This is a genomic window from Pseudomonas sp. Root562 (assembly GCF_001427125.1).
Taxonomy (GTDB): Bacteria; Pseudomonadota; Gammaproteobacteria; order Pseudomonadales; family Pseudomonadaceae; genus Aquipseudomonas.
In genome coordinates this window covers 445,407-471,431 of record NZ_LMGK01000025.1, presented here as the reverse complement: position 1 = coordinate 471,431, position 26,025 = coordinate 445,407, and the positions used below count along the sequence as shown (strand labels likewise).

The 26,025-nt window shown below is 57.6% G+C and carries 20 protein-coding genes; 7 read left to right on the top strand and 13 right to left on the bottom strand.

The window, feature by feature from the left end:
- Nucleotides 1-20 precede the first annotated feature (20 nt).
- From tssM to ASD60_RS25680, 13 genes are all read right to left on the bottom strand, one after another.
- A complete protein-coding gene (gene tssM, locus ASD60_RS25740) occupies nt 21-2,501 on the bottom strand; it encodes a type VI secretion system membrane subunit TssM (protein ID WP_056856680.1) in 2,481 nt (826 codons plus the stop codon).
- On the bottom strand, nt 2,498-3,424 hold the full coding sequence (tagF, locus tag ASD60_RS25735) for a type VI secretion system-associated protein TagF (RefSeq protein ID WP_056856679.1): 927 nt from the start codon (nt 3,422-3,424) through the stop codon (nt 2,498-2,500). The genes tssM and tagF overlap by 4 nt, the downstream gene beginning before the upstream one ends.
- Nucleotides 3,425-3,455: 31 nt before the next feature.
- The gene (locus tag ASD60_RS25730) at nt 3,456-7,334 is read right to left on the bottom strand and encodes a type VI secretion protein IcmF/TssM N-terminal domain-containing protein (protein WP_056856678.1); all 3,879 of its coding nucleotides are present in this window, start codon (nt 7,332-7,334) and stop codon (nt 3,456-3,458) included.
- Nucleotides 7,335-7,364: 30 nt separating this feature from the next.
- The gene (gene icmH / locus ASD60_RS25725) at nt 7,365-8,078 is read right to left on the bottom strand and encodes a type IVB secretion system protein IcmH/DotU (RefSeq protein ID WP_056856677.1); all 714 of its coding nucleotides are present in this window, start codon (nt 8,076-8,078) and stop codon (nt 7,365-7,367) included.
- Complete coding sequence (gene tssK / locus ASD60_RS25720; RefSeq protein ID WP_007978722.1) at nt 8,075-9,418, bottom strand: type VI secretion system baseplate subunit TssK; 1,344 nt, start codon at nt 9,416-9,418, stop codon at nt 8,075-8,077. The genes icmH and tssK overlap by 4 nt, the downstream gene beginning before the upstream one ends.
- Nucleotides 9,415-10,170, bottom strand: coding sequence for a type VI secretion system lipoprotein TssJ (gene tssJ, locus ASD60_RS25715; RefSeq protein WP_056856676.1), 756 nt, complete (start codon nt 10,168-10,170; stop codon nt 9,415-9,417). The genes tssK and tssJ overlap by 4 nt, the downstream gene beginning before the upstream one ends.
- Before the next feature lie 23 nt (nt 10,171-10,193).
- Complete coding sequence (gene tssH / locus ASD60_RS25710; RefSeq protein ID WP_056856675.1) at nt 10,194-12,797, bottom strand: type VI secretion system ATPase TssH; 2,604 nt, start codon at nt 12,795-12,797, stop codon at nt 10,194-10,196.
- The gene (gene tssG / locus ASD60_RS25705; protein WP_056856674.1) at nt 12,794-13,864 is read right to left on the bottom strand and encodes a type VI secretion system baseplate subunit TssG; all 1,071 of its coding nucleotides are present in this window, start codon (nt 13,862-13,864) and stop codon (nt 12,794-12,796) included. The genes tssH and tssG overlap by 4 nt, the downstream gene beginning before the upstream one ends.
- Nucleotides 13,828-15,660 carry a type VI secretion system baseplate subunit TssF gene (gene tssF, locus ASD60_RS25700; protein WP_056856673.1) on the bottom strand — a complete coding sequence of 611 codons (1,833 nt, stop codon included), beginning with the start codon at nt 15,658-15,660 and terminating at the stop codon, nt 13,828-13,830. The genes tssG and tssF overlap by 37 nt, the downstream gene beginning before the upstream one ends.
- Complete coding sequence (gene tssE, locus ASD60_RS25695; RefSeq protein WP_056856672.1) at nt 15,660-16,142, bottom strand: type VI secretion system baseplate subunit TssE; 483 nt, start codon at nt 16,140-16,142, stop codon at nt 15,660-15,662. The genes tssF and tssE overlap by 1 nt, the downstream gene beginning before the upstream one ends.
- 25 nt (nt 16,143-16,167) lie before the next feature.
- Nucleotides 16,168-17,670 carry a type VI secretion system contractile sheath large subunit gene (gene tssC, locus ASD60_RS25690; protein ID WP_056856671.1) on the bottom strand — a complete coding sequence of 501 codons (1,503 nt, stop codon included), beginning with the start codon at nt 17,668-17,670 and terminating at the stop codon, nt 16,168-16,170.
- 10 nt (nt 17,671-17,680) lie between these two features.
- A complete protein-coding gene (gene tssB / locus ASD60_RS25685; RefSeq protein ID WP_056856670.1) occupies nt 17,681-18,214 on the bottom strand; it encodes a type VI secretion system contractile sheath small subunit in 534 nt (177 codons plus the stop codon).
- 68 nt (nt 18,215-18,282) lie between these two features.
- The gene (locus ASD60_RS25680; RefSeq protein WP_056856909.1) at nt 18,283-19,035 is read right to left on the bottom strand and encodes a hypothetical protein; all 753 of its coding nucleotides are present in this window, start codon (nt 19,033-19,035) and stop codon (nt 18,283-18,285) included.
- A gap of 772 nt (nt 19,036-19,807) precedes the next feature.
- Here ASD60_RS25680 and ASD60_RS25675 point away from each other — a divergent pair.
- From ASD60_RS25675 to ASD60_RS25655, 7 genes are read left to right on the top strand one after another with little or no spacing between them, the layout of a single operon-like run.
- Nucleotides 19,808-20,842, top strand: coding sequence for a hypothetical protein (locus ASD60_RS25675; protein WP_056856669.1), 1,035 nt, complete (start codon nt 19,808-19,810; stop codon nt 20,840-20,842).
- Nucleotides 20,832-21,554 carry a hypothetical protein gene (locus ASD60_RS29015; protein ID WP_130904589.1) on the top strand — a complete coding sequence of 241 codons (723 nt, stop codon included), beginning with the start codon at nt 20,832-20,834 and terminating at the stop codon, nt 21,552-21,554. Before ASD60_RS25675 ends, ASD60_RS29015 begins: the two co-directional genes overlap by 11 nt.
- On the top strand, nt 21,472-22,263 hold the full coding sequence (locus tag ASD60_RS29010; protein WP_162250587.1) for a hypothetical protein: 792 nt from the start codon (nt 21,472-21,474) through the stop codon (nt 22,261-22,263). Before ASD60_RS29015 ends, ASD60_RS29010 begins: the two co-directional genes overlap by 83 nt.
- Nucleotides 22,264-22,284: 21 nt before the next feature.
- A complete protein-coding gene (locus tag ASD60_RS25670; protein ID WP_056856668.1) occupies nt 22,285-23,016 on the top strand; it encodes a hypothetical protein in 732 nt (243 codons plus the stop codon).
- A 53-nt stretch (nt 23,017-23,069) separates the two neighbouring features.
- Entirely contained in the window at nt 23,070-24,923 is a 1,854-nt protein-coding gene (locus ASD60_RS25665; RefSeq protein WP_056856667.1) for a type VI secretion system Vgr family protein, read from the top strand.
- Nucleotides 24,924-24,935: 12 nt separating this feature from the next.
- The gene (locus ASD60_RS25660) at nt 24,936-25,517 is read left to right on the top strand and encodes a DcrB-related protein (protein ID WP_056856666.1); all 582 of its coding nucleotides are present in this window, start codon (nt 24,936-24,938) and stop codon (nt 25,515-25,517) included.
- Nucleotides 25,518-25,552: 35 nt separating this feature from the next.
- Nucleotides 25,553-26,020 carry a DcrB-related protein gene (locus ASD60_RS25655; RefSeq protein WP_056856665.1) on the top strand — a complete coding sequence of 156 codons (468 nt, stop codon included), beginning with the start codon at nt 25,553-25,555 and terminating at the stop codon, nt 26,018-26,020.
- The last annotated feature ends 5 nt before the right edge of the window (nt 26,021-26,025 follow it).

Below are 26,025 nucleotides of genomic sequence, written 5' to 3'. Positions count from 1 at the left end.
TCTTCATTGCACGTGGCGTCTCAATTGAGTGCCCGTACTTCGATTTCTACCCGCCGGTTAGGCTCCAGGCACTGAATCAGCTGAGCCCTTGGCTGCTGCATATCGCACCTGACCAACGGTTTGGTGCTGCCTTCGCCGACGGCTTCCACCAGCTCGCCGGGAACGCCTTTGCCCACCAGGTAGGTCTTGATGGTTTGTGCCCGCTGCTTGGATACCTGCAGGTTGCCTTGTGGGTCGCCGAGTTGATCGGCGTGCCCGGCGATAATGATTTTGCCGATGTTGGGTGTGCTCAGAAGCTTGCCGGCGATCGCGCTGAGCTGGCTTTGACCCTCGGTCTTCAGGCTCTGGAAGTCGGCGCGGGCAAAGGCGAACAAGGTGTCCGACTCCAGCGTGATGGTCTCGATCGAGCGCAACGACTGGGTGAGCAAGCTGTTGATGTAGTTGCGTGAGCTGGAGATCAGGAACGCGTTGTCGAGGATCCGTGGCACGTCCGGCTCGTGAATCTGATCGCTGTAGAAATTGATCTGCCGGCTGGCGAACTCATAGTCCTGATTCGAGGTGGCGACGGCGGCACTGCCAACCTGGCGGGCAATCGCCGGATACCAGTAATCCGGAATTTTCGCTTTCAGGAACCCAGGGTCGGCCTTGTCTCGTTGTGCGCGCGACAACATGACGTAGGTGTCCAGCGTCGATTTGCCGAATGCGGCGATGGACTGCGCCCTGTTGTCATTGGGCAACGCTTTCGACTCGACGCTGTCCACGCCAGTCACCGGCATCAGCTCTTTGGCGTTGCGCTGATAGACCTTGAGCGTGGTCAGCAGATACAACGAGCGCGTCAGGTTGTCGGCCGTGGGTTTGAGCATCACGGTTTCCAGCCGATTGAAATACTGGCCGCGTACCACTGGCTCTACCTTGTGGCCTTGGTATAGCCCCAGGCGCAGGCGCAGTGGCACGCCATCGTCGTGATGCTGCGCATAGTAATGTGCGGTCCACAAACGCAGGCGATCGAGGGTTTGCCAATCGGTGTACTGCCCGCTGGCCGAGTGATCGTCGGCACTGGCCTGGGTCAGCTCTGCCGAGATGCTTTGCAGGGTGTCGCGGTTATTGACGTACGACCAGCTCAACAGGCTGCACAGCAGCACCGCGACCAGACCGGCACCACCGATCCATGCCGCTTTGCGCCGACGCTCGCGGTGATTGGTGGTGTACAGCGCCACCAGGTGTTGATCGGGAATGATGACTTTGCGGAACAGACTGTTGATGAACAACGGTCGTGGTTGCGCGTTGCCGTTGGCGATCTCCAGATCCTGTTCAAGCGAGAATCGCTCGGTCACCTGGCGCGCGTGTCCGCCCATTTCCGGTTGGTCGGCATCGAGGGCACTGGTGAAATAAAAGCCACGCAGCAGCTCTGCATTTTGATAAGGGTTGGCGCGCAACAACGCATCGACGAACAGCTGCAGCCGTGGCTTGAGTGCCGCCAGCTCCAGCGGGAAGCGGTACACCGCCGAATCCTGGCGGGTGATCTGGATGTCCTGCGTCACCAGTTGCTGGCTCGCCACTTGTTGCCAGTAGCCGATCAGCTCGTCCATCGCGACGCCGAAGCGCTGACCCCAATCAGCCTGCTCGTAGCCCTTGTGGGAAAAGGTCTTGCCCATGACTTCGCCGCGCGCGGTTTCGTCCAGCTGGCGATAGAAGGGCGCGAAACCCGGCACCAGGTCGCACTTGGTAAACACCAGGTAAACCGGCAGCCGCACTTCCAGCAGGGCATGGGTTTCCTGAATGCGTTCACGCAGGCGCTTGGCGATACGTTCCTGGTCTTCCAGCGAGGATTGCAGGATGTCGTGGATGCTGACGGTGACGATCAGGCCATTGAGTGGCCGGCGTTGCCGATGCTGGCGCAGTAATTGAAGGAAGGCCCGCCATTTGCCGGCCTCTTCCTGGTTGTTCATGTAGCGACCGGCCGTGTCCAGAAGGACCGCTTCGGAGCTGAAGAACCAGTCGCAATTGCGTGTGCCACCCAGACCGGCGACGCGCACGCCCTCACGCTCGGCGTAGGGAAAATTGAGCCCCGACTGGTAGAGCATGGTGCTTTTGCCCGCTGCTGGCTGCCCGACCACCAAGTACCAGGGCAGGGCATACAGTGCATCTTTGGCATTGCTGCCCCGAGGCTTGTTGCTGTTCAAACGTTCGATGCTTTGCAGCAGTCTTTCGCGCAACTGGCTCACTTCTTCGCGATCGGCCGGGCTCGCATTCAGCACGGCCTGATCGGCATCCTCGCGCAGCAATCCTTCGAGGTTGTGATGTCGGGACACGCCTCGGTAAAGCAGCAGCACATAGCCGGCCGACAGCAACAGGAACACGCCAATGCCCGTCAGCAGACTGTTGAGCGAACTGAAATCAAACGCACGCCCGATGCCCCACACCACGAAGATCGTGAGGAAAAAGCACACCCCGAGAATGTAGGGTTGATAGCGCAGGAAGTAATATTTGATCTTGTTCATACGGACTTCGAATCCAGGGCATCGACAAAACGGTCGATAACGTCACCCAGTGGGCGGTCGATTTCGGGAAAGGCGTGTTTGCGGTGGTGCTCGTCGAAGGCATCGAAAGAGGCCAGTACGTCGTAGCTTTGCGAACGCTCACTGATACCTGTCAGCACGCGATAGGCATCGCTGGTGTGGCGTGAGGCAAAACAGATCAGCCTGGGGCGCATGAAGTCGTCGGCCAGCAGACTGACCTGCGGCGCTGTGCGTTCATGGGACATTTGCGTCAGCCATGTGACCCATAAGTCGGCGGTCGGATTCTTCAGGCCTCTTTCCGCGGGCAAGGGCAGGGCGATGCCGATAGGTGTCGCGTCAGCCAGGTGCCGTCTGAAGGCCAGAAGCCGGGTCAACACGGCATTGCTGACGAACTCCGGGTAGGCACCTTCGAGCGCGGTACTGATATCGCGCAGATTGAAATTCACCAGAAACTTGTCATGCACGCGCCGGAACAACTCGAAGTCCTGTCCTTGCAATGGACGCAAGGCCTTGATGCGTTCGAACAGCACCGACGTGCTTTCACCCTGGACGGCCATGTGCAACAAGGGCCTGATCTGTCCGCTGAACAGTTCGCCGAGGGTGAACGGATTGACCAAAGGCTCGGCCTCGCTGGCCTTGAGCGTCTGGAAAATGAAAAACGGATAGCGGCGTCCGCTCGAATCCTTGGAACTGATCAGCCCGCCCAGCAACCAGTTACCGCTGCGTGCGCGATAGCTGAAAAAACATACCGGCAACGCATCGAACAGTTCGCGCCAGTCCTCGCGGTGTTGCAAGGCGGCGAGAGCGCCTTGCAACCAGCCGTCGAATTCGCAGACGTCATCGCCTGCGCCTTGCAGGCTGACGAAGTCCGGGCTCGCGGGGACTTTTCCGAAGCAGCCGATCATTGGCCGGATCCCTGATTCAAGGTTCGGCTGCTCACAACGGACGACCTTCTTTGGCGTTGAGCGCACTCAAGGCTTTGACGTTGGCCAGGTCCGTCAACTTGACGCCGCCGTAGTTGCGCACGGCGAGGCTGACCGGGCCGCTGTTGGTGTTCCAGCTGAAACGTTGCTGGATACCGTCGAGATCGCTGACCCTTGCGCTGTCGTTCATGCGCAGCAGGCCCCAACGGCCCGGGTAATCGAACACCGTGATGCGCTCGCCGGTCAGGGTCACCACATCCAGGCGTGCGCCGGGCGTGGTGGTCGTGCCCGGCCATGAGAAGCGGCTCCAGCTGGTCTTGCCGTTCCGGTAGTGCTGCACCTGGCCATCGAGGGTGAAGATGATGTCGGTCAGGTTGGCAGAGGGTTCGAGCATGATTTCGAAGCCGTTGTCGCGGTCCGACAGACTGGCGATCACCTGGCCCAACGAGCTGGCCTTGTCGATGCTGTTGACCATGTTCGGGTTGACCAGCGGCGCTGCCTTGCTGTCGCTGCCCATTCCCAGGCCTTCGCCACCGGAAAGGTTGCCAATCTCGTTACGCTTGAAGTTCGGCAGCAGCCCGGATTCCGGATCGACAAAACGCTGCAGGTCCTTGACCGATGCTTCGTTGCGGCTGCCGGCGGCAATCGGATAACGGTGGGCCATCACCTGTTCCCATGGCTTGGCAATCTGCTGTGCCCAGGCTTTGGCAATCTGTTGGCCGGCCGGGTCGCGCAGGGTTTCCCAGGCAAACTGGATCGGCAGGCTGAACAAACCCTGCAACGCAGTGGACAGGCCGCCCTGACTGGTGTCGACAGTGGTCTCGACGTAGTTGCGCACGTTGGTCACTTCGCTTGGCAGCCCTTCGAGGGTTTCGCTGATCAGCTGCTTGCTGCTTTTGCCGACGTCCTGGGAGCGCTGGATGTTGTTCATCCGCACCTTGAGTTTGCGCAAGGCCGCCAGGTATCGATCCATGATCGTACTGTCGGCGCCTTCGGCGTTTTGCACGGCAAACACACGTGACACAGGCTCGAAGCGTTTCGCCAGACTGCCGTCGTCAACCGCCGGCAAAGGCGATATCAGCGTGCTTGGCGAGGCATTCTTGCCATCGAGAATACCGCTGACGCTGCTCCAGAATCCGTCGTCAGGCTTGATGCCTGCTGGCAGGGTTTCCCGCGAGGCAGGGACATCCCACTGGGTGTTGTCGTTGACCGCCGCCAGGAGAATTTTCACCGGCGAATTCTGCACATCGCTGAGCAGTGACAGTTGTTGGGTTGCATTGGCCATGTCAGTGAAATGGCGAACGCCGACGCTGTCGATCAGGGTGTACCAGGCCTGTGTGTAGTCGCGCTTGTAGCGCGTCATGAACTCACGGATGAAATTGGCTTTCTGCACGATGCTGTCGGCGCCTTCGCCGTCGAGCACCCAGTCCGATTCATTCTGCAGATTGCCCGACACCAGTTTGATCAGCTCCGGCTTGACGAATTGCTCCCAGCCCTGACGGGTGAAAATCGCCGGCACCGCTTCTGTGCCGTAGAGCAACTGTCGGCCTGGCAAGGGCACCAGATCGCTCAAGCCGACCGCCGGGAACTGGCGACTGGATTCCAATTGCAGGCGCAGGTATTCGCGGTCTACCAGCGAACTGGAAATCATGAAGGACTTCAGGCTGTTGCGGGTCTCACTGATGAGCTGTTCATTGCGTGACAAGGTCGGCGCCTGACCGGTCTTGAGCAGCTGCACATACACCGGCGCGTTGTCCTGGATCACCGCGCTGCTGACCGCGTTGTCGCTGCTGGCCGTGTTGGCCCAGGCGACCGGTAATGCAGCACTCACGAATTCGGGATCCGGATGCGTGGCGGGTTGGGTCAGCATCAGGTAGAGCTTGAGTGCGTTGTAAGACTCGATGATCGACGCAACCTGGCGCTCATCCAGCCGTCCCAACATTTCTTCGGACAGTGAAAGCCCGCCGGTAGTCGCCGACAGTTCAGCGGCATCGCTCGCTGTGGCAGGGTTGCGCAGCGCTGTCAGGGCTTCGCCGCGAGCCTTGTTTGCAATACCCCGGGCGGCGCCATTGAGGCGGCCGGCGACATCACCGGTGCTGCGCGGCAGGTTGTTCAGGCGGGTCGGCAGTTTCTGCCCCTGCGCACGGGCTTTGGCTGAGCCGGTTTTGGAAGTCGCAGGGGCAAAGTTGTTCTGCGGGTCCATGGTTTTTGCAAACTCATTGAACGCGCGCATCTGCAATTGCAATTGCAGGGTGATCGGTTCCAGCGCCTGAGTGCGCAGTTGCTGCAAGTAGGCGGTTTGTGCAACGCGGTAGACATCGTCACCCCGGTACAGGCCGGCGCCGAGTTGCAGCGGCACGCCTTTGGCTCGGTGCTTCTCGATGGCGGTGAGTTGCTCGCGCAGCAGTTCCAGGCCGTGGCCCGACGCGAGCAGCCGCGTACTGTCCGGCGATTGTTGCAGTTCGGTCAGTTGCTCGCGCAGTGTCGCCAGCCACTGACGGTTGTTCTGGAACGACAGGGTCTGCCAGCCGATGAACGCGAGTCCCGCCAGTACCGCCAGACCCAGCAGGGCAGGGCTGGTGGACTTGTTCTTGCCGAATCGCGACTGGTAGAGGGTCAAATCGCGATCCGGGAAAATCACCCGACGGAACGTATCGGTGATGAAGTAGCTGCGGTCGCTGATTTTCCGGCTGCTGCCTTGCGCCTGTTTGTCGTGCTCGGGGGCGGGCTGCAAGGCGAACGACTCAGCCAGATCATCTTCATACACCTGGCTCAGTTGCTGGTCGGTCTGCAGGGCACTGGTGAAATAGAGACCGCGCAGCAACAGTGGCGCACCACTGCGACGGGTTTCGGCGAAATGCTGGAGAAATTGCTCGAGCACGCCCGACAGCTCGGCGAAATAGTTGGGGAAGTTCAGCAGCGCGCTATTGGCATCGGCGCCCAACGCAATCATCTGGGCATCGACGTGGCGACGGATATGGCTGTGCAGGTTGGCCAGCTTGGCATCCAGCACCGGACGCAGGCCCTGGTTGCGGATCTCCGACAAACCGAAGGTCATGCCCAGCGGTTGTTGCCGTTCGTTCAGGTCCAGGCCTTCAAACGCCTGGCTGAACCCCGGCAGCTGATCAGTCTTGCTCAGCATCAGGTAAATCGGCGGGTTGGCCTCCAGGCAATCGTTGTATTCCTCGATGCGCGAGACCAGTTGTGCGGCGAGCTCGTTGCGCTCGGCAGCACTGCACGCCAGTAGTTCCGGCAGGCTCACCACCAACACCAGACCATTGACCGCGGCCTTGCTGCGTTGTTTTTTCAGCATGCGCAGGAAAGCGGCGAATTCGCTGGCCGACGGGTCGTCCCGCAGATAACGGCCGGCCGTATCGATCATCACGGCCTCAGGGCTGAAATACCAATCGCAGTGTTGCGTACCGCTTTCGGTGTCGTTGGCACTGCTGGCAATGTTCGCCGACAGCCCCGAGCGGGTCAGCAATGAGGTCTTGCCCGCGGCCGACATGCCGATGACCAGGTACCACGGCAAATCGTAAAGCGCCGACGAACCGCCGCCGCCAGCCGAACGATCAGCGCGCAGCATGGCGATGGCGTGCTTGAGCCGCTCGCGCAGCACTTGCTGATCTCGGAACTCACCGGTGGAATTGAGCGACCGGTCGACTTCGATCTGCACCAGGTTTTCGAGGTTGTGTTCAGCCCGGATACGCTTGTACTGACGCAGCACAATGATCAGCAGGTAAACGGCGCTGACGATCGCCATCGTCTCCAGCGCATAACCGCGCAGCCAACTCACCCGCGGGGCCACGAACCAGCTGACCGCCAGGCTGATCAGCCACAGGACGGGGATGAGAAACCAAAAACTTTTCAACAAACGCAATAATGTCTTCATGTCTTCCTGACTCGGTTACCTGACCTGTGCTCAGGCACTGAACAGCTGGCTGATTTGTTCGGACAGCGCGGCGACTTCTTTGCCCAGCAGCCAGTCCAGCGTCAGGTAAACACCTGCGCAGACCAGCGCAATCAGCGCCAGGTAGAGCCAAAGCGGAACTTCATGACGCAGCATCTGCGAAACCTGGTCTGGCAGTGCCCAGTCGGGCGAGAGTGCCTTGGGCGTCTTGCGAAACCGCGCGATGTCCTGGCCCAGGGTATTGGCCAGGTAACGCAATTGGTCCTTTTGCCCGATGCTGAATTTGCCTTCGAAACCCAATGCCAGGCACAGGTGGTAAACCTCGAGTACATCGAGGTTCTGTTTGACGTCGCCGCGCAACGAATCGATTTTTTCGAAGAAACCTTCACCGGCCAGGTGCACGCCGAAGTAGCGGAATTGCAACGGCTGCAATTCAAAGTGGCGGCGCAACTCGTTGTCGCCGGAGCGCAGCACGCTTTCATCGAGGAACGCACACAGCGCGTACTGGGTGTCTTTGACCTGTTCAACGCTGTAGTCGGCACTGCGCGCTTCACGCTCCAGTGTCTTGAAGAAAGCGTCGACGCTCGCTTCAAAGGCGCTGACCGAGGTCACTTGCCGACCCTTGCGCACGATCAGCGCCATGCTGATGAAATCCTGCACCAGGTCTTTGAGCGTCGGTTTTTCGCTGGCAGCCGCAACGGCGCCTTGCAGTACGGCTTCGGTCATTTGAGTACCGCCATCAGTTCAAGCTTGAGGTTGGTGAACGCGCTGGGCGCATAGAAAGAAATGGCCTGGGCACTCATCATGCGTTCGTAGACCCGGCCATGGGGCTCGATGGAGAAATAGTGATTGTCCAGTCGCACCGGGATCGCATTGGGCAGGCGCGTCGAGTGGTTGAGCGTGACGCCCGGCATGGCGCTGTTGACCACCACTTCGATGTCCTCCGGCGAGCCGACCTTGAACGCCCGCGGCACCAGTTCCAACAGGCTTGCGCCTGGCATGTCGGCATGCACGGAAATGTAGAAATCCGCCTCTGCCAGCCGTGGATCGTGCAACTGCCCTTGCCAGTACGAGGGCTTGGTCTGCGTCAGGTTGATCACCACGCACTGGTTCGGCACGACGTTGTCGAGCAGCACGCGAATCATTTCGTCGAGCTTGACCAGCGAGGCCGCCGGGTCGTGGTGGTCGTACTCGGGAATGTCGTTGAGCTGCGTATCCAGCGAAAACGTCAACAGGCCGCCGGCGAGTTCGGCCAGGAACAGGTACAAACGTTCGGGATGCAAACGCGGGTGCGCGAGCAAATGCGCCAGGCTCGGGTGGGCGCGGTTCACCGTGTTCAGCAGCCAGAACAGGGTCACGTCGCTGGAACCGAACTCGGCGATCTGGTCCGCGCGCTCGCGACGGCGACCGGACAACGCCTTGCTCTTGGATTGCAATGCACCGAGCAAACGCTTGCCCAGCCCGACCAGGGTGTCGTGGGTGCCCAGGTGCAGCGTCGGGTGCACAAAATGCCCGTCGAGGTTAAAGCCGCCGATGTTGTTGCGTGACAGCCGGGCAATCGGGCACCAGGTGTAGCCATCAAGGTTGTCGCCGTCGATCAGCATCACCACGTTCAGGCGCAGGCTGGTGATTTCGTTTTCCAGGTCGCCTTCGTTGAGGTCCGGCAGGGTGTCGAACTGCTTGCGAAAGCGTCGTCCGGTCTTTTGTTCCTGGCCGTCTTCAACGTAATTCAGGCCGAAGGGCTCTGGCAGTTTCAGCGCGGCGTAGACCTTCAGGTCGTTTCCCTTGAGCAGGTCTTTCAAGTCACGGGCCGCGGGCAGCGGATCATGCTGCGGCGCGTCGAACAGGCTGCCGTCGGGAAACACCAGCTTCAGCCGTTTGAGCTGCAAGGAACCGGTGGCGAGGGCTTCCTCGTCCACTTCCAGCAACTGCACGCCCCAGTGAAAGGGCGTATTGCGCAGCGTCGCCTGCGCCAGCTGATGCTGGTGGAACTCATCCTGATACTGGAAATGTTGTGGCAAAAGGAACATGCCTTCGGACCACATCACCCGGCTTTGCTTACTCATTGAGCGCCTTCCAAAAATGAATTCAATTTCGAGTCCAGCGCTTTTTGCGCGGAACTGGCCGCTTTGTCCTGGGCCTTTTCGATCACGACGTCCTGAACCCGTTCGGCCAGCGTCGGCTGGACCTGCTGGTCGGGCAGGGTGTAGGCCTTGGCGAGCTGCTCTTCGGTCTTGGGTTTGTTCAGCACGTCGACGCCGCTGACGGCGGACACCGTGTTGTTGTCCACCAGCACCCGCAGGCCATCGGAAGAGAACCAGATGCCGTCCTTGCGCAACGAATTGGCGTCAAACGCGACCTTCCAGCGGCTGTTTTCCTCCGAGCGGAAAAAAGCCGCGACGCCGACATAACCTGCGGCTTTGTTCAGTGGCCACTTGTCGACCTGACCCATACCCGGCAGCAAAGTGATTTCACGGTTCTCGATCAGGGTATTGCCGAGGGCTTTTTGCGGGTCGTCCCACAACGAATCCGCGTCAACCGATGAAAAGCGCTCCAGAGAAGTCAGCTGGTAGACCCGCAGCACCACCGAAAGCGGTTTGCCGGAGGCGTCGGGGTTGAGCTGGTTGCCGCCGTCGGACGTCAGGATGACTTTTTCGCTGTCATCGAACAGCATGTCGCCGGCCCACGTGTCGTCGACCCGCTTGCTGACCCGGTCGGTGACGCCACACGCCGTCAGCGCCAGCATCACCGCCACCGCCGTCAGGCATTTAGCCAATGCCGTTTTCGCGGGCTGCTTCCCTGTTTGTCTGTTATCCATGACCGCTACCTGTAAATGCTCGATCAGCACAGGCGATAGGCGAAGTCGCCGTCGCTGCCCAACTCGATGTTCAAACTCTGGATCGGTTTGTCCTGCGCCATGCGCTCCAGTACCCGCTGCGCGAGTTCCGGCATCAGGGTCTTGGACAAAATGTTGTCGATGTTGCGGGCGCCGCTGTCCACTTCCGTGCAGCGCGAGGCAATGGCTTTGACCAGCGCCTCGTCATAGCTCAGGACGGCCTGATGATTGCGCTCGAAGCGCTGGCGAATGCGCTCCAGCTTGAGCGCGACGATGCGCTCCAGAATCGCGTCCTTGACCGGGTAGTACGGGACGATGGTCAGGCGGCCGAGGAAGGCTGGCTTGAATACCTGATTCAGCTCGTCACGCAGCCCTTCGACGATGGCTTCGGGCGTCGGTTGCGGCTGGGCATTGAGGCACCACTGCATGATGCGGTCGGTGCCGGTGTTGGACGTGAGGATGATCACGGTATTGCGGAAGTTGATCTCGCGACCCTCACCGTCATCCAGCACGCCTTTGTCGAACACCTGGAAAAACAGTTCGAGCACGTCCGGGTGGGCCTTTTCCACTTCATCGAGCAGCACCACGCTGTACGGCTTGCGCCGCACGGCTTCGGTCAACACACCACCCTCGCCATAACCGACATAACCCGGCGGCGAGCCCTTGAGGCTGGAAACCGTGTGGGCTTCCTGGTACTCGGACATATTGATAGTGATGACGTTACGCTCACCGCCGTACAAGGTATCCGCCAGCGCCATTGCGGTTTCGGTCTTGCCGACGCCGCTCGGGCCGAGCAACAGGAACACGCCGATCGGTTTGTTCGGGTCTTCCATGCGGGCGCGGGAAATCTTGATGCGCTTGCCGATTTCATGCAGCGCGTGGTCTTGTCCGAGTACCCGCTCAGCCAGCAGTGCAGGCAGGCGCTGCACGGTTTCGATTTCGTCGCGCAGCATCTTGCCCAGGGGAATGCCGGTCCAGCCGGAAATCACTTCACCGATCGTGCCGCCATCCACCAGGGCATGCACCAGCGGTTGCTCGCCCTGGACGCTGGCCAGTTCGGCGCGTACGGCGGCAATCTCAATGGCATCGGGTGATTGATTCTCGGGGTGGCTGAGGGCACCGAGTTGCTCCACCAGTTGCAGCTCGCGTTGCCATTGTTGTTCGAGGGCGTCGCGGGTCTGCTGCTCACTCTGCAACTCGGCATTGAGGGCGGTCAGGCGTCGGGCGTGGTCGCTGCCTTTGGCGGCTTCCTGCTCCAGGACCGAAATTTCCGCCTGCAAGTTGTCGATCTGACGCTTGCAGTCTTCCAGCGGTCCCGGCTGCGCCGATTGCCCCAAGGCAACCCGTGCGCAAGCGGTGTCCAGCACACTGACGGCTTTGTCCGGCAACTGGCGCCCGGTGATGTAGCGATTGGACAGGCGCACGGCCTGCACCAGTGCTTCGTCCATCACCGTGACGTTGTGGTGCTCCTGCATCTTCGCCAGCAAGCCGCGCAGCATGTGGATCGCCTTGTCTTCGTCCGGCTCTTCGACCTTCACCACCTGGAAACGGCGGGCGAGGGCGGCATCCTTCTCGAAGTACTTCTTGTACTCGGCCCAGGTGGTCGCCGCGATGGTGCGCAGTTCGCCGCGAGCCAGGGCTGGCTTGAGCAGGTTGGCGGCATCGTTCTGCCCGGCCTGACCGCCCGAACCGATCAGGGTGTGGGCTTCGTCGATGAACAGAATGATCGGATGCAGGCTGCGCTTGGTTTCTTCGATGACCGACTTGAGGCGGTTTTCGAACTCGCCTTTCACGCCGGCTCCGGCCTGCAACAAGCCCAGGTCGAGGGTGTGGATGGCAACGCCTTTGAGTACCGACGGCACGTCACCTTGAATGATGCGCAGCGCCAGGCCTTCGACCACGGCGGTTTTGCCGACGCCGGCTTCACCGGTCAGGATCGGATTGTTCTGGCGGCGGCGGGTCAGGATGTCGACCATCTGCCGCACTTCGAACTCCCGGCCCAGCACCGGGTCGATCCGGCCTTCGCGAGCGCTTTGCGTGAGATTGATGGTGTACTGATCGAGGGCCGGCGTCTTGCCGTTGCCTTTAACCGGGCTGCTGCTCACACCGCCAGTGGTGTCCAGTGGTTTGGCCTGTTGCGACTCGGCGCTGCCTTCTACCAACGCGTTGAGATTCACGCGCAGATCGTCGGCGTTGATCTTCTCCAGCTCGGCCGCACCCGCGATCACCACCCGGCGCAGCTCGTCGTCATCGAGCAAGGCCTGCAGCAGATGACCGGTGCGGATCTGTGCCTGGCCGAACTCGATGGACGCCAGGACCCACGCCTGCTCGATCATGCGAGTCAGGTGCGGGGACAGTGCCGGGGTGCGAGAATTGCCTTTTTTGAAAGTCCCCAGTGCCGTCACCAATTGCGCCTGCAAGCGCTCGGGCACCACATCGTAATGACGCAGGATCGCCGGCAGGTCGTTATCGCTGCTGTCGAGCAACTGCAACAACAGATGCTCGACTTCAACGTCGTAGTGGTGTTCCGACAGACAAAGCGCTGCGGCGCTTTCGGTGGCGGTGCGGCTGGTGTCGTTCAGCTTGGCGAACAGGGACTTCAGGTTCACAGGGAGACCCCATCAAAAGGAATGTGGAAGAGCGCGCAACGGGAGGGTTCCACGTCGACGCCTGGTCGTTTGAGCCAGCCGAGCCGGCCCAGCGAGACGTTGCCCTGGCGACCGAGGCGGGCGACGGGTACGGCTTGGGTCTTGAGCTTGGGCGCCAGTTGGAAGTCGAGTTCCGCACCGACATAGAAACGCACCAGTTCGAGCAATTTCTGGTAGTCGACGGCGCCTGGCTGCAAGCGTTGATAGTCGGCCAGTTCCAGTGGTGCGGTTTCGATGCGCACGCACGACTGGTAATCCCAGACCCGGTTACCGGCGACCGCGCTTTGCCCTAGCACGGCGTTCTTGCGGCCCAGTTGCGTGCATTGGCTGGCATCGAGCTTCAGCCAGCGACCGGCGAACGGCTTGACCTTGAACGGCAGCGAAAAATAGAAGCTGAGCATCACTTCCAGGTTCAACGCATTGCGTGGTTTCTGGGCGAACAGGCCGGAGAAATAGCTGAACAGTTCGCGGCGCAGGGGCGAGCCTTGTTTGTCGAATTTCTGTTTCTGCGCCTCCGGGCCGAAGCCCACCAGGTTGAGCAGATAGCGGTCGAAATCCGAGCTGCCGTTGCGTTCGTACTCGATGTAAAACTTGTACTTTTGCCAGGCCTCGTAAAACAGCGTGGTCATGCGGTGCGAAAAGATGTCGAGGAAGGCGTGCGCTGCATCATCCCGATACTGGATGTGTCGCTCGATCAACAGCTCGGTGTATGGGCGCGGCAACACACCCGACGGCCCCACCAGTCCCATGAAGGTGACTTGCACCTCGGACAGCGGCAGGCCAGCCACGGACACCTTGCCTTCGCGCTCAAACTGCAAGTCGCTGACTTCACTGGCCGGGAAGTTGAGCGACAGCTGCGAGCGAAAACGCAAAGGGTCTTCGTGCGGACGGGTTTGCAGGTCCATGCGCCCGGTTCTGCTGTAATGCAGGCGAAGCAAGCGCACCAATTGGAAAAACTCGAATCGGTGCGGCTCAGCCCGTGCCTGGTCAATCAGACCAGAGGTTGATCGCCGGTTCGCGGTGGCCATTGGACGACTCTCTTTTCGCGCTGCAAGGTGCGAAGGGTTAATTGGGTAAAACTGTTCATGGAGCAGTACTGACCAAAGAAGTGGTCGAGCACCATGCCGAACAAAAACACACCGCTGCCGGTGTATTGGCTTTCATCGAAATTGAGGGTGATACCGACACCGCGCACGAAGTTCGGCCGTGGGTGACCGATGCGTGCAACGACCGGTTCGCTGCTCACCGAGACGATGCCGTTGATCTGTTTGCGGATCGCCGACACGTTGCGGTAGTTGTAGAGCGACAGCAGCTCCAGCAGCACTTCGCGGCCACGGGACACCAGTGACATGTGGTTCAGCGACAGGTGCGAAATCAGTCGCCAGATCACCCCGTTGCCCAGCGGTACACGGGCAGTGGCGGTGGGTTTGCGCAGGCAGCGGATGTCCTTGATCACCGAGTTGCCGGGGATATTGAAATCGCCGCGCTCGCCACCGAAAGGCAGCATCAGGGGCAAGTCGCGGTTGCTGCAGGTCAGGCGGATGCTCAACGTATCGTTATTGGCCTCCAGCAAACCCAATTCGCGATCCACCACCCGGATAAACACGTTCGAGCCATCGCGCTGGCCGGACTGCACCGCGCGGCGCCGGGCAATCCAGAAACTTTGGCCGGGACCTTGATCGCCACGGGGTTCGAAAAACGGATGGCAAGTGCCAACCTGATCGATACCGCCGACCTTGCGCACGCGCCGTACGCGATCAATCGACACCACTTCGGCCGAGCTTTGCAGGCGCACATCCGGCGTCACCGCGTACTCGTGCTGAGCGTGGGTCAACTTGATTGGCTCGGCCTGCTGGCGAAACAGGTTGATGATCGGCGTGCAGTTGAGCTTGAAGTTATTGCGCCCGATATTTTGCGTCAGACGCGCCAGGCGATCGCTGAGGTCGTAGTCGGAAAAGTAGAAGTTGACCTCGACTTTCTCGATCTCCTTGCCCGCCAGAATGCGCGCGAACCCAGACAGGTCGAAGAACATGAACTTGTCGGGGAAGGTGAAGTATTCGTGCAGCAAGCGATAACCGAGGAACGAGCGCTCCGAGTAATCCACCAACCCTTCGTCCAGACCGTAACCGACAGCTTTCAGCGCGTTGGCCGGCAAGACCACCTCGCGGCTGCGCCCCTGATCCTCGAAGCTCAACGTGGCCTTGGCCAGGTTGTTGAACAGCAGCTCGTACAGTTGCAGCATCAACGTGCTTTCGCCGTCGAGGAAAAACCGCAGGCTGTCGAGTTCCATCTTGCCGAACATCACATCGGAGGTCGCTGTCAGGCCGATGCGCAAGCGGGCGACCAGGTCGGCGCTGTGGCCGTTGAATGCCGAGCGCTCCATCTCGATGAACGACGCCTGCTGCACGGCTATTGGCCACAGCTCGACCGGGTAGCAGGTGCGGAATTTACACACCACGCCATCGATCGGGTTGGCACTGAGCTCGGTATGCCGGGGCACACGGAACGCTTCGGTGACCTTTTCCTGTTTGCCCAGGTTGAACTCGACGATCGACATCGACGGGGTAGGGCGCAGGTAATGCGGGTACAGCACTTCGAGAAACGATTCGACGATTTCCGGCAGCTCATCGTCGAGTTTTTTGTGCACCCGCGCAGAGAGAAACGAGAACGCTTCGATCAAGCGCTCGGTGTGCGGGTCTTCGCAGTTATCGCCCTCGATGAGCAACCGCGAAGCGATTTTCGGATACTGGCTCGCAAACTCCTGGCCCAAAAAGCGCAGGTGCGACAGTTCCTTTTCGTAATAGGGCAGCAGATCGTCGAGCATCAGTTGAGGTTCTGCACTTTGTATTCCTGGGTGTTGACCTGCAGCACCGCGTCGAAGGACACCTGACGGGTGATGTCTTGCAGGCGCAGGACCGCGTCCACGCGAAAGGTCAGCATGCGTTGGCCGGTCTGTTGTGCGAGCAACTGGACTTTTACGCTGCGAAAGCGCCGGTCGCCGACCGTGATCGCCTTCTCCAGCTGCCGCTGGATCAACAGGCGATCTTTCGGATCAAGCACGCTGCGACTGGTGAAGTCCGGCATGCCGTAGTCGAGGATGGTGCCGCCCAGATTGACGAAACCGTCCAGCTCGCTGGCGACCAGGGACTGGCGAGTGTTGACCAGAATCTCCAGGTCGCGAACGATGCTGGCCTTGTAATCGGCCAGCGAACACAAGCGTTGCGATGACGCTTCGATGGACTGATGCGGACGATCGTCCAGCAATCGGTCCAGCAGTGATGGCAACAGCTTGTGTTGACTCGTCATATCGCCTTCCTGGCAAAGTGTTCGATCAGCCGCGGGTCGATTGCGGCAATTCAGCAACCAGACGCAACGATGCAGTCAGTTCGTCCAGTTGATAGTGCGGGCGCAGGTACGTCACAGCCTTGTAGACGCCCGGCTTGCCCGGCACCTCGAACACTTCGGCACGCGCTTCGCGCAACGGGAACTTGGCCTTGGCTTCCTGGCTCGCGGTGTCGTCCAGCAACACGTAGCTGGAAAGCCACTTGTTGAGGAACAGTTCGACGTCCTTGCGCGAGGCGAAGCTGCCGATCTTGTCGCGCATGATCGCCTTCATGTAATGCGCGATGCGCGAAGTGGCGAAGATGTACTGCAATTGCGCGGAAAGCCGGGCGTTGGCGTTGGCGATATCGGTGTTGTACTGCTTCTGTTTCTGCGCCGACTGGGTGCCGAAGAACGCGGCGTAGTCGGTGCCTTTGCAGTGCACCAGCGGAATGAAACCGAGGTCCGACAGCTCTTTCTCGCGGCGGTCGGTGATGGCGATCTCGGTGGGGCACTTGAGGGCGATTTCACCGTCATCGGTCTTGAATGTGTGGGTCGGCAAACCTTCAACCAGACCACCACCCTCGACACCACGAATTGCCACGCACCAGCCGTAACGGGAGAACGCATCGGTGACCCGAGTGCCCAGTGCGTAGGCGGCGTTCATCCACAGGTACTTGTTGTGGTCGCGTCCGTCGACGCTTTCGACGAAGTTGAATTCCTCGACCGGAGTGGTATCCGGGCCATACGGCAGGCGACCGAGCACGTGGGGCAGGGTCAGGCCGACATAGCGCGAGTCTTCGGAGGCGCGGAACGACTTCCACTTGGCGTATTCGACGGTGTCGAAAATCTTCGCCAGATCCCGTGGGCCGGACATGTCGGTAAACGAATCCCAGCCGAACAGCTCAGGCGAGGCTGCCGAGATGAAAGGCGCGTGGGCGGCTGCGGCGACGTGGGAAATCTCTTCGAGCAGGTACATGTCTTCCGGGCTGCGGTTGAACTCGTAGTCACCCAGCAGCATGCCGAACGGTGCACCACCGAAGGTGCCGTACTCTTCTTCGTAGATCTTCTTGAACAGCGCGCTCTGGTCGAATTCGGAAGCGGCCTTGAGATCGCGCACCAGGTCTTTCTTCGACGCGTTGAGCAAGTGAATCTTCAGCGTGGTGCTGGTTTCGGTCTGGTCGACCTGATACTTCAGGCCGCGCCAGGACGCTTCCAGCTGCTGGAATTCACTCGCGTGCATGATCTCGTTCATCTGCTCGGAAAGCATCGCGTCGATCTCGGCGATACGCGCATCGAGCACGGCGATCAGGTCCTTGCTCGGCGTCATTTCGCCTTCAAGGATCTGGTTGACCAACTCGCCAATCAGGTCGCGGGTTCGGGTGCGCTCGGTCTCGGAGCGGGCCACGCGGCTTTGCGAAATGATGCTGTCGAGCAGCGAGGATTGCGCGGTGAAGTTTTCCACTTCAACCAGTTCGCTGTCCTGTTGAGTCACGGTTTGCTTGTCGTTCATCGTCAGGCTCCTACGCTTTGCCGTCGGTGGCTGGAACGGCGGCTTCGCGACCGAATTCCTTGCCCAGGGTTTTCAACTTCTCGGTGTTCTGCAGCACGTCCATCAACAGCTCTTCGAGCTTGTCGTTACCGCCCATCTTGTTGCGCAGGTCCGCCAGCTTGTTGCGCACGTCCAGCAGCTTGCGCAGCGGCTCGACCTGCTTGACCACGTTCTGCGGTTCGAAATCTTCAAGGGCGTTGAAGTTGAGCTCGACGCCCAGTTGTGTACCGTTTTTCGCCAGCGTGTTGTCGACGCGGTAGGTCAGGCGCGGCTTGATGCCCTTGAGCACACCGTTGAAATTGTCGCGGTCGATGAAAATGAACTTGCGGTCCTTGAGTTTCGGCAGCGGCTCCAGCGGGTTGCCGGAGAAATCGCCCAGCACACCGACGACAAAGGGCAGCTCTTTCTTTTCCTGAGCGTCACCGATATCCACGTCATAGGTGATATGGACCCGAGGCGCGCGGACGCGGTCGAGTTTGTGCTGGGTACTTTCCTTCTTCGCCATCGTGATCTCCTGTGCGAACAATTCGCTGCAAGTCGTGTGCGTGTCGGTTCAATGGGTGGCCGAGCGCGTTACATTCCTTCGATCGTCAGCAGCAGGCGCTGACGGATTTCATCGTTCATGTCCATGATGTTTTCAAAGCCCACCAACTCTTCGAAGCTGGTGTTGCCGGCGATCTGGGTGCTGCTGCGGATCACGGCCTCGTCGGGCAACTGCGAGCGAACCGGCGAGCTGATCACGCAGAAGGGCAGGTCGCCGAATTCCTTCAAGCGTTCGAACGTGACGGGAAAGCGCAAGCCTTCGAGCAGGCGGCTGATGCCGGGCGACTTGCTCAGGCAGTAGAACAGCACCAGGTAATGCACCACGAAGCGGTACAACTCGGCGCTGCTGCGATTGGGGTCTTTGATGATGGCGCGGAAACGGGCCAGGTCGAACGAACTGAAGCCGACCACCCAGCGCACGGGGCTGGTGATGCGAATGCTTTGACCGTTTGCGCTCAGCACCTTGTCGTACTCCAGCGCAAACAATTGCGGGGTGGTACTGAGCAGGTTGAGGGGGACTTCGAGCTCATTGACCAGATGGAACGGAGCGGCCGAGCCGATGCGGTCGTAGAGCTCCTTGAGCTCCTTGAAATGGTGCTGGGTCTCGCGCCCGCTGCTGCGTTGCGCACCCTGCAGGTACTCACCGAAAAACGTCTGCGGACGAATCAGCAAAGCCAGGGTCGCCAGATAATCCGCGGCCTGCGCCTTCAGCGCATCGGAAATGGCCCGGGTCTGGCTTCGCAGCTTGATCAATGCTTCAACATCAAAAAACGCTTGAGTCATCGGTACATCGTCCTTGAACACTCCACGCCTCCCTGGCTTAAAAAAACCGGTGCATGTCGAGTGGTTTGATTTCCCATGGACATCCGTCCACGAGAGGTAATTGCTGATGTCGGTCATCAAAAAAACACACTGCCGGAACCAACCGGGAGTGTGATGCTGGCATATGGATATTGAGTTGCCAGTAACGCCGTGTATGGCAACACGTCGTATCGAAAAGTTCATTCGGCGGCGGATTTTTTCTCGTTTTTGTTACACACCGCAATGATGCCTTCTTGCCACTATTTGCTGGATGTGTCTGTCAGACAGTTCCGAAAGCCAGTCAATTCAATGGTTTCAGAGGGGTTGTGGATCCAATTTTTAATCGAAAATATTTTAAAAAAGGTGAAGCGGTTCAGCTGATGTGATTAGTTTGACGCTTTGCCGTGTCCAATGAATAAGCGATTCTGAAGCGAGATTGTCGTGCCAGCATTTCGGCGAGTAGTCCCTTGGCAAAAAATACCGGCTTGACACTGTGTATTACATGGGTGTTTCCTTTCGCACGTGCTCGGATCGCTCCTGAAAAGTGTGACGTAGTTCAATTTTCTTAGATTCTTACGGCACTTTCCGACAGGGCGTTAGTCGCAGCGTAATTCAGGAAGTCGGGCGCAACTGCAGTTTTTTATTGAGCGTTAGTACGAATGAGCATGGCTCATGAAGTGTTAGTCAGTTGTTGTAGCGCGTAGCTGGTTCTGCCGAAAGTCTTTTTCGGGAAGGCGGTAACAGGAGAAGGAACATGGATGAAAGATTTTTACCTTGCACAGTGGCTAATCCTCGTGGAACGCGCTCACAAGCTGGATTGATTGGCGGCGGTAGTCTTCCGTTTCCCAGCGAGCTTGCCTCGCGGGCTATTCCTGCACCACCAAATTTTGCCGGTTACTACGCGACCAGTGATTACAACGCGGCGATGTTTCTTGCCCATGAACTGGCTTCGCCCGAATTGGAAATGTCGCCGAGTGAGGCGCAAGAGTCCTTGCAGTTACTGCGCTCGTTAATCAGGAATTTGTCTTCGGCGAAGGACGTTTCCGTCGAAGCGCTGCAAGAATTACAGAAAACCGCAGCGGCCATCCCGGAGATAGGCTCTTTGTTGTTTTCTCCAGCCAACTTGCCTGGCACGTTGGTCAGTGCAGGCACCAGCGTAGCTGCATTTTCCAAGTCGAAGTCGGTTGTAGACTTGCTGGATCTCTCCGCGGCCGACAAGAAAAAACTGATCAAGTGGGCCAATAGTCGGGGCACAGCGAACTCGATCTCGGCTAAGAAAGCCTTCAAAGGCAGGATAAAACTGATTCGGGTTGCAGGGCAGTTGCACTTCGAGGTGCCGATTACTGCTCAGGCACAAAGTTACAAGGTGCTCGGTCGGGTTGGAGGGCAAGTTGCTAATCTTCCGGCTTATGGAACAAAAACTGCACTGAGTAAGCGTGCAATGTTGCATGCCGGAGGAGCGGCAGGCGGACTAAAATTCATGACGGGTAATACGGTGGGTGTGGCGCTAGCCATTGGGCCGCAGGCTTATCTGGATTATACAAGTTCGACTTCAATGGAAGAGTTTTATAGGGAGTCTGCATATAGCCAGCCTACTAACGTAGCGGCGTTCGCCAGTGGTGTATTAGTGAGTTTTTTTATGGGGTCTTCGCTGGTTGCAGCTCCATTGGTAATAGTGTTGTTGGTTGGTTGGGGTGCTGGTCTGGCAGTTCAATATTATATGGGTAAGTCCGGCGCTGATAAAAAGATTGGTGGTTCAATAAATAAGTTGATTGATCATGCTTTTTGATCCTGCTGTAGATACGGTGAAAACTGGTCCGTGGGTTGTTTTTCTTATGGTTGTGTTTTTTGGTATGTTTGGTCCGCCAGGAGTGCCATATTATTGGTCTATATATTGTGTTGTAGTGGTTTTTTTCTTGCTCATAACTCTTTTTTTGGTTGGGGCTTGTGAGCGATATGTGTTTTTTGTTGTGATGATATTTTTCACTGGTGTCGGCATAATGGGTTTTTTGTTTTCTAGTGTTTTGTATTTGGTTGTCTCGGATTTTTTTGGAGAGGGGAGTTTTAAATCGATCGCTATTGGACTGTCGCCCTTGATTTTGATTTCTTTGGCGGTAGCGATTGCTGCTTATGGTAGAAGTCATTTATCAAGCTTTAGACTTGAAGGCAATAAAGTGGCTTTTAAGGTCGAGAGCCGAGAGAAGTATAGTGCAGGTTTTCTGGCAGGGCTTCTTACTCTAACAGGGGGGGGAGTGTTGAAATTAATAGGTTCATTAAATGGTGGTGCGCTTGGGGTTTTAGTCGGTACATCTGGTTGTATAGCTTTAATACTTTACTGTCGGCATACAATCCAAGGTCTTCGCGCGCTGCGACTCCGGGAGCATACAATGCCTACTCCGTACACCTTCATGAGAATCGATGAAATACGCGAAGCCCGCAGTCGTTGGTGGTTGGGGAGATTATTTAAATGGTTGCTTTCTTCGCGTCAGTCTCATGATTGATTCGCAAAATTTAAAGAAGGGTGGGTGGATTGTCTTTTTTTCTGCTGCTCTATTTGGTGCCTTTGGTCCCTCAAATTTGAGCTATTTCTGGTGGGTATATCTATTTTTTATAGTTGCACTGCTAGGTTTTGTTTTGTACGTAATTTATAGCTGTGAACGATTTGTGTTGTATCTGTCGTCACTGTTTTTGCTGGTGGTCGGTATCTTTACTTACCTAGCCTGTACGGTGGCATATCTATCTGCTTCGAGAGTCTTAGGTGGGAACAGTTTGCTTGCTGCACTGGTGGGCTTGTCACCAGCGCTAACAGTGTTTTTAACGGTTGCCACAATACTCTATGGGAAGACGGTTTTTTTTCCTTTCGAGTGCAAAGGGAATAGAGTTGCCGCGCGGGGTAAGGGGCAGAGCAATAAAAGTCATAGTGTTGGATTGGTAGTGGGTGCGGCTGTGCTCACAAGCGGAATATTTTTCAAGTCAGTTGATGCGCAGACAAGCAATGTACTAGCAGTCGTAATCTGCACTGGATGTTCAATAGCTATTTCGATTTTGTCACGTCACAGTATTCGAGGTCTGCGCACGCTTCACATCCAAGAACGAAATATGCCTGCACCCTATACCTTCATGGAAATTGACGAAATACGTGAAGCTCGCAGGCGCTGGTGGTTGAGTAGGTTGTTTAAGTGGTTAACTTCCCTGCGTTCTTCGACGTGATGTGGCGCGGAGTCGAGTGAAATGGTCATGATTGATGCAAAGAATATAAAAAAACAAATTTTTCTAATGTTTATTGGAGTGGCCTTTTTTGGTGCTTTTGGACCCTCAAACTTGAAGTATTTTTGGTGGTGGTATTTTTTTATTGTTGTGGTTGGTTTTGGTTTTAGCCTATATCTAATTTATTGCTGTGAGAGATATATTTTGTTATTGGCGACGGTGTTGTCAGTTGCGATATGTATTTTTCCTTATATTGCTGGTAGTCTGGCGTACTTGATTGTCTCAGATTATTTTGACAAGGGAGATCCTAGATCTGTAGCTATTGGGATAGCACCGATCACTATAGTGCTTATGATGTTTTTGGTGATTCTTTATAGTAAGGCATCGTTCTTTCCTTTCGAATGCGTAGGCAATAGAGTCGCGCCTCGACCTAAAAGAATTGTGAATTCCAGGAATTATAACCTTGGATTAATTTCCGGTGTATCGACGCTCACAGGCAGTATGTTTCTAAAGTCGGTGGGTGCAGAAACGGGCGGCATGTTTGTGGTGGTAGCCTGCACGGTGCTTTCTGTAATTCTTCTTTTCTACGTACGTCATGGCATCCGCGGTCTCCGCACCCTCCGTATCCGTGAGCGCAAAATGCCCACCCCCTACACCTTCATGCAAATCGACGAAATACGCGAAGCCCGCAGCCGCTGGTGGCTGGGTAGGTTATTCAAATGGTTGGGTTCCCTGCGCCAGTCGACAGGTTCCTGACGATCAGAACGTTAATGCGGTGGTTGCCCGAATATTGATTCCAGGAGTTGCACATGACAATGGACCTTTCATCCCTGTTTACCGCACAGAACCGGCGCCTGTTCAAACTGACCATGCCGCTCAAAAGTGGTCAGGAGCTCTTGCTTGAGTCTTTCACCGGACACGAAGGCCTGTCGATGGAGTTTGGTTTCCATTTGGACCTTCTGTCCGATGATGCCAGCGTAAAACTCAAATCCGCCATGGGGCAGTCGGCGACGATAGAGATCGAACTGGCGACTGGCGCAAGTCGTTACATCAACGGGCATGTACTGCGTTTTGGCAGTAATGGCAGCGACGGTGGGATGTGTCGGTATTTCGCGCTGATTGGCTCCTGGCTCAGTTTGCTTGAACAGCGGTTCGACTCGCAGATATTCCAGGACCAAACCGTCGAACAAGTGATCACCCAAGTGTTCAGTCGTTATGAAGGGCTGGCCAAGTTCGAATTTCGTATCAACCGTACGCTCAAACCCCATAGCTATATCACTCAGTATCGGGAAAGTGATCGGCATTTCGTCATGCGCCTGCTGGAGCACGAAGGGCTGTTCTATTACTACGAACATGCTGCCGACAGTCACACGCTGATCATCATGGATGATTCAACCCAGTTGCCTGCGCTGCCAGAGCAGCCACAAGTGCGATTTCACACGGCGTCCATCACAGAGTCGGCGGATTCAATCACTCACTGGAATGCGGTAAGGGAATTGCAGTCGAGCAAGATAGCGGTCCAGACGTTCGATTACCGTCAGCCTCGAAACCGCCTGCCGGTCAGCATGAACAGTCTCAATCAGCAGGGCGATGTACCGGCCTACGAGATTTACGATTTCATGGGCCAGTACACCCATGCAAACTATGACGATGGCGAAGTGTTGGTGCGCAATCGTATCGAGGCTTTGGAGCTCAGGGGCAAGGGATTTTCGGGAAGGAGCAATTGCCGTGCGATGCGCCCGGGCTATACGTTCGAACTCACGCAGCATTACGAACACGATAATGGCTCAGTCGAGGATCGACAATTCTTGCTGACGTGCATCGAGCACTGGGGCAGTAATAATTACCTGTCCGGCGGGCAGGCGGGTTATGCCAACAAGTTTGATTGCGTACGCAAGAAAATCAAGTTCCGACCGCAGCTCGACACGCTGACGCCAACGATTTCCGGCCCGCAAACCGCCATTGTTGTCGGCCCACCTGGCGAGGAAATCTATACCGATGAACTGGGCCGGGTGAAAGTACAGTTTCACTGGGACCGCTACGGCGAGTTCAACGACAAGAGTTCCTGCTGGGTCCGTGTCGCACAGTCCGGCGCCAGTGGCGGTTTCGGCAGTGTCTTGATCCCTCGGGTCGGCGACGAGGTAGTCGTGTCTTTCCTTGATGGAGACCCCGACCGCCCGCTGGTCATGGGCAGTCTCTACAACAGCCAGAACACACCGCCTTGGTCGCTGCCGGCGAACAAGACCCAGAGTGGTTTTTTGACCCGGTCAATGAAAGGTGACGGCGGTACGGCGAACTTCTTCCGCTTCGAAGACAAGGCCGGTGCCGAGCAGATCATCATGCATGCCGAGCGCAACATGGACACCGAGATCGAGGTCGACGAGACCCACAGTGTCGGCAGCAACCGCACGATCACGGTCGGTGGCACGCACACTGAAACGATCAAGAAAGACACGGTGATGAATGTCCAGGAAGGCTCGCTGACGATTCAGGTCGATAACCAGTTCATCCAGGTCAACGCCAAGCAACACATCATTCTTCAGGTGGGGGAGAGCAGCATCATTCTCACGCCGGACGGCATCGAGATCAAAGGCAAGACGATCAACACGGTCAGTACCGGCACGACCCAGATCACCGGTTCCGAGGTCAGGGTCAATGACTGAGGTAGCGGCGCGATGATCAGAACCAGCCTCTACGATCGCATTTCCGAAAAGCGTATTGCGCAAGAGGAAGCTGAACGGCTCGCCCAGCAGAACGCGGTCCCCGTCCAGCCTGAGCCCGAGCCGGAACCCGCGCCTGTGGTGGCGCTGAAAGACACGCCCAGCAGCTTCAGTTTCGCGGGATTCAATCTGGCATTTCCGACGGGTTTTCAATTCCGCGAGATCCAGACCACTGTCGAGCACGAAGGCGAACCGGTCAGCCTGACGATCAAGCGACGTGATGTGCAACAGGGGCAGACCCTGGAGCAACTGTTCGATGCCTCGGTGCAGGCGTTTCGCAAGGAACACCCGGACGTGCGCATCATTCGCCAGCGCGATGTCATCGTGGCCGGTAGTACGGCGAAGTCGGCGGATCTGCATTTCAAGAGCGGCCATGCCGATCGACACGCGCGCCTGGTGGGTGCGCTTGTGCCGGTCGTTGGACGTGAAGATATGCAATGGCTGAGTATCGGTTGCGAGATTGATCCGGCAAGACCCGCGCTCAGTCTCTGGCTGGTTGATTTTGACGGCATGCTCGATGACCTCGCGGCCAGCTGAAATACCCTTTTTTTGAATTCAGGAATTTACATCACATGGATTATGAGTTGCAGGAAGGCAGCATTGCGTTGCCACAGGGTTTCCAGGATCGAACCGTAAACATGTTTGTGCTGGGGGCAAGCATTCCCGCACCATTGAGCATCACCATTTCCCGCGATACTTTGCTGCCCGGCGAGGCGCTCAAAGCCTACGTCGAACGTCAGATCAAGATGCTCGCGTCCAAGCTGCGCGGCTATACGCTACTGGGCAAAAAAGCCGTAGCGCTGTCGACTTCGGCGCCGATCGACGGCGTGCAGATCGATGCGTATTACATGACCGATGGCCGACCGTTCTACCAGCGTCAGGCAGCGTTTCTGATTTCACCGGGACGCGCGATAATCTTTTCCACTACCGCCCAGGCTGATTTCAGCAGTGAGCAGAACCAGAACTGGGTGGACCTGCTGGCGAGCTTTCAGCCTCGCCTGCCGGGCGACTCCGTGACCGACTCCAGCGCTCAGGAGTAACGGTC

What these genes read in the sequence shown, in the direction of transcription:
- tssM (WP_056856680.1), bottom strand. Translation starts at nt 2,501, where the DNA reads ATGAACAAGATCAAATATTACTTCCTGCGCTATCAACCCTACATTCTC.
- tagF (WP_056856679.1), bottom strand. Translation starts at nt 3,424, where the DNA reads ATGATCGGCTGCTTCGGAAAAGTCCCCGCGAGCCCGGACTTCGTCAGC.
- ASD60_RS25730 (WP_056856678.1), bottom strand. Translation starts at nt 7,334, where the DNA reads ATGAAGACATTATTGCGTTTGTTGAAAAGTTTTTGGTTTCTCATCCCC.
- icmH (WP_056856677.1), bottom strand. Translation starts at nt 8,078, where the DNA reads ATGACCGAAGCCGTACTGCAAGGCGCCGTTGCGGCTGCCAGCGAAAAA.
- tssK (WP_007978722.1), bottom strand. Translation starts at nt 9,418, where the DNA reads ATGAGTAAGCAAAGCCGGGTGATGTGGTCCGAAGGCATGTTCCTTTTG.
- tssJ (WP_056856676.1), bottom strand. Translation starts at nt 10,170, where the DNA reads ATGGATAACAGACAAACAGGGAAGCAGCCCGCGAAAACGGCATTGGCT.
- tssG (WP_056856674.1), bottom strand. Translation starts at nt 13,864, where the DNA reads ATGGCCACCGCGAACCGGCGATCAACCTCTGGTCTGATTGACCAGGCA.
- tssF (WP_056856673.1), bottom strand. Translation starts at nt 15,660, where the DNA reads ATGCTCGACGATCTGCTGCCCTATTACGAAAAGGAACTGTCGCACCTG.
- tssE (WP_056856672.1), bottom strand. Translation starts at nt 16,142, where the DNA reads ATGACGAGTCAACACAAGCTGTTGCCATCACTGCTGGACCGATTGCTG.
- tssC (WP_056856671.1), bottom strand. Translation starts at nt 17,670, where the DNA reads ATGAACGACAAGCAAACCGTGACTCAACAGGACAGCGAACTGGTTGAA.
- tssB (WP_056856670.1), bottom strand. Translation starts at nt 18,214, where the DNA reads ATGGCGAAGAAGGAAAGTACCCAGCACAAACTCGACCGCGTCCGCGCG.
- ASD60_RS25680 (WP_056856909.1), bottom strand. Translation starts at nt 19,035, where the DNA reads ATGACTCAAGCGTTTTTTGATGTTGAAGCATTGATCAAGCTGCGAAGC.
- ASD60_RS25675 (WP_056856669.1), top strand. Translation starts at nt 19,808, where the DNA reads ATGGATGAAAGATTTTTACCTTGCACAGTGGCTAATCCTCGTGGAACG.
- ASD60_RS29015 (WP_130904589.1), top strand. Translation starts at nt 20,832, where the DNA reads ATGCTTTTTGATCCTGCTGTAGATACGGTGAAAACTGGTCCGTGGGTT.
- ASD60_RS29010 (WP_162250587.1), top strand. Translation starts at nt 21,472, where the DNA reads ATGAAATACGCGAAGCCCGCAGTCGTTGGTGGTTGGGGAGATTATTTA.
- ASD60_RS25670 (WP_056856668.1), top strand. Translation starts at nt 22,285, where the DNA reads ATGGTCATGATTGATGCAAAGAATATAAAAAAACAAATTTTTCTAATG.
- ASD60_RS25665 (WP_056856667.1), top strand. Translation starts at nt 23,070, where the DNA reads ATGACAATGGACCTTTCATCCCTGTTTACCGCACAGAACCGGCGCCTG.
- ASD60_RS25660 (WP_056856666.1), top strand. Translation starts at nt 24,936, where the DNA reads ATGATCAGAACCAGCCTCTACGATCGCATTTCCGAAAAGCGTATTGCG.
- ASD60_RS25655 (WP_056856665.1), top strand. Translation starts at nt 25,553, where the DNA reads ATGGATTATGAGTTGCAGGAAGGCAGCATTGCGTTGCCACAGGGTTTC.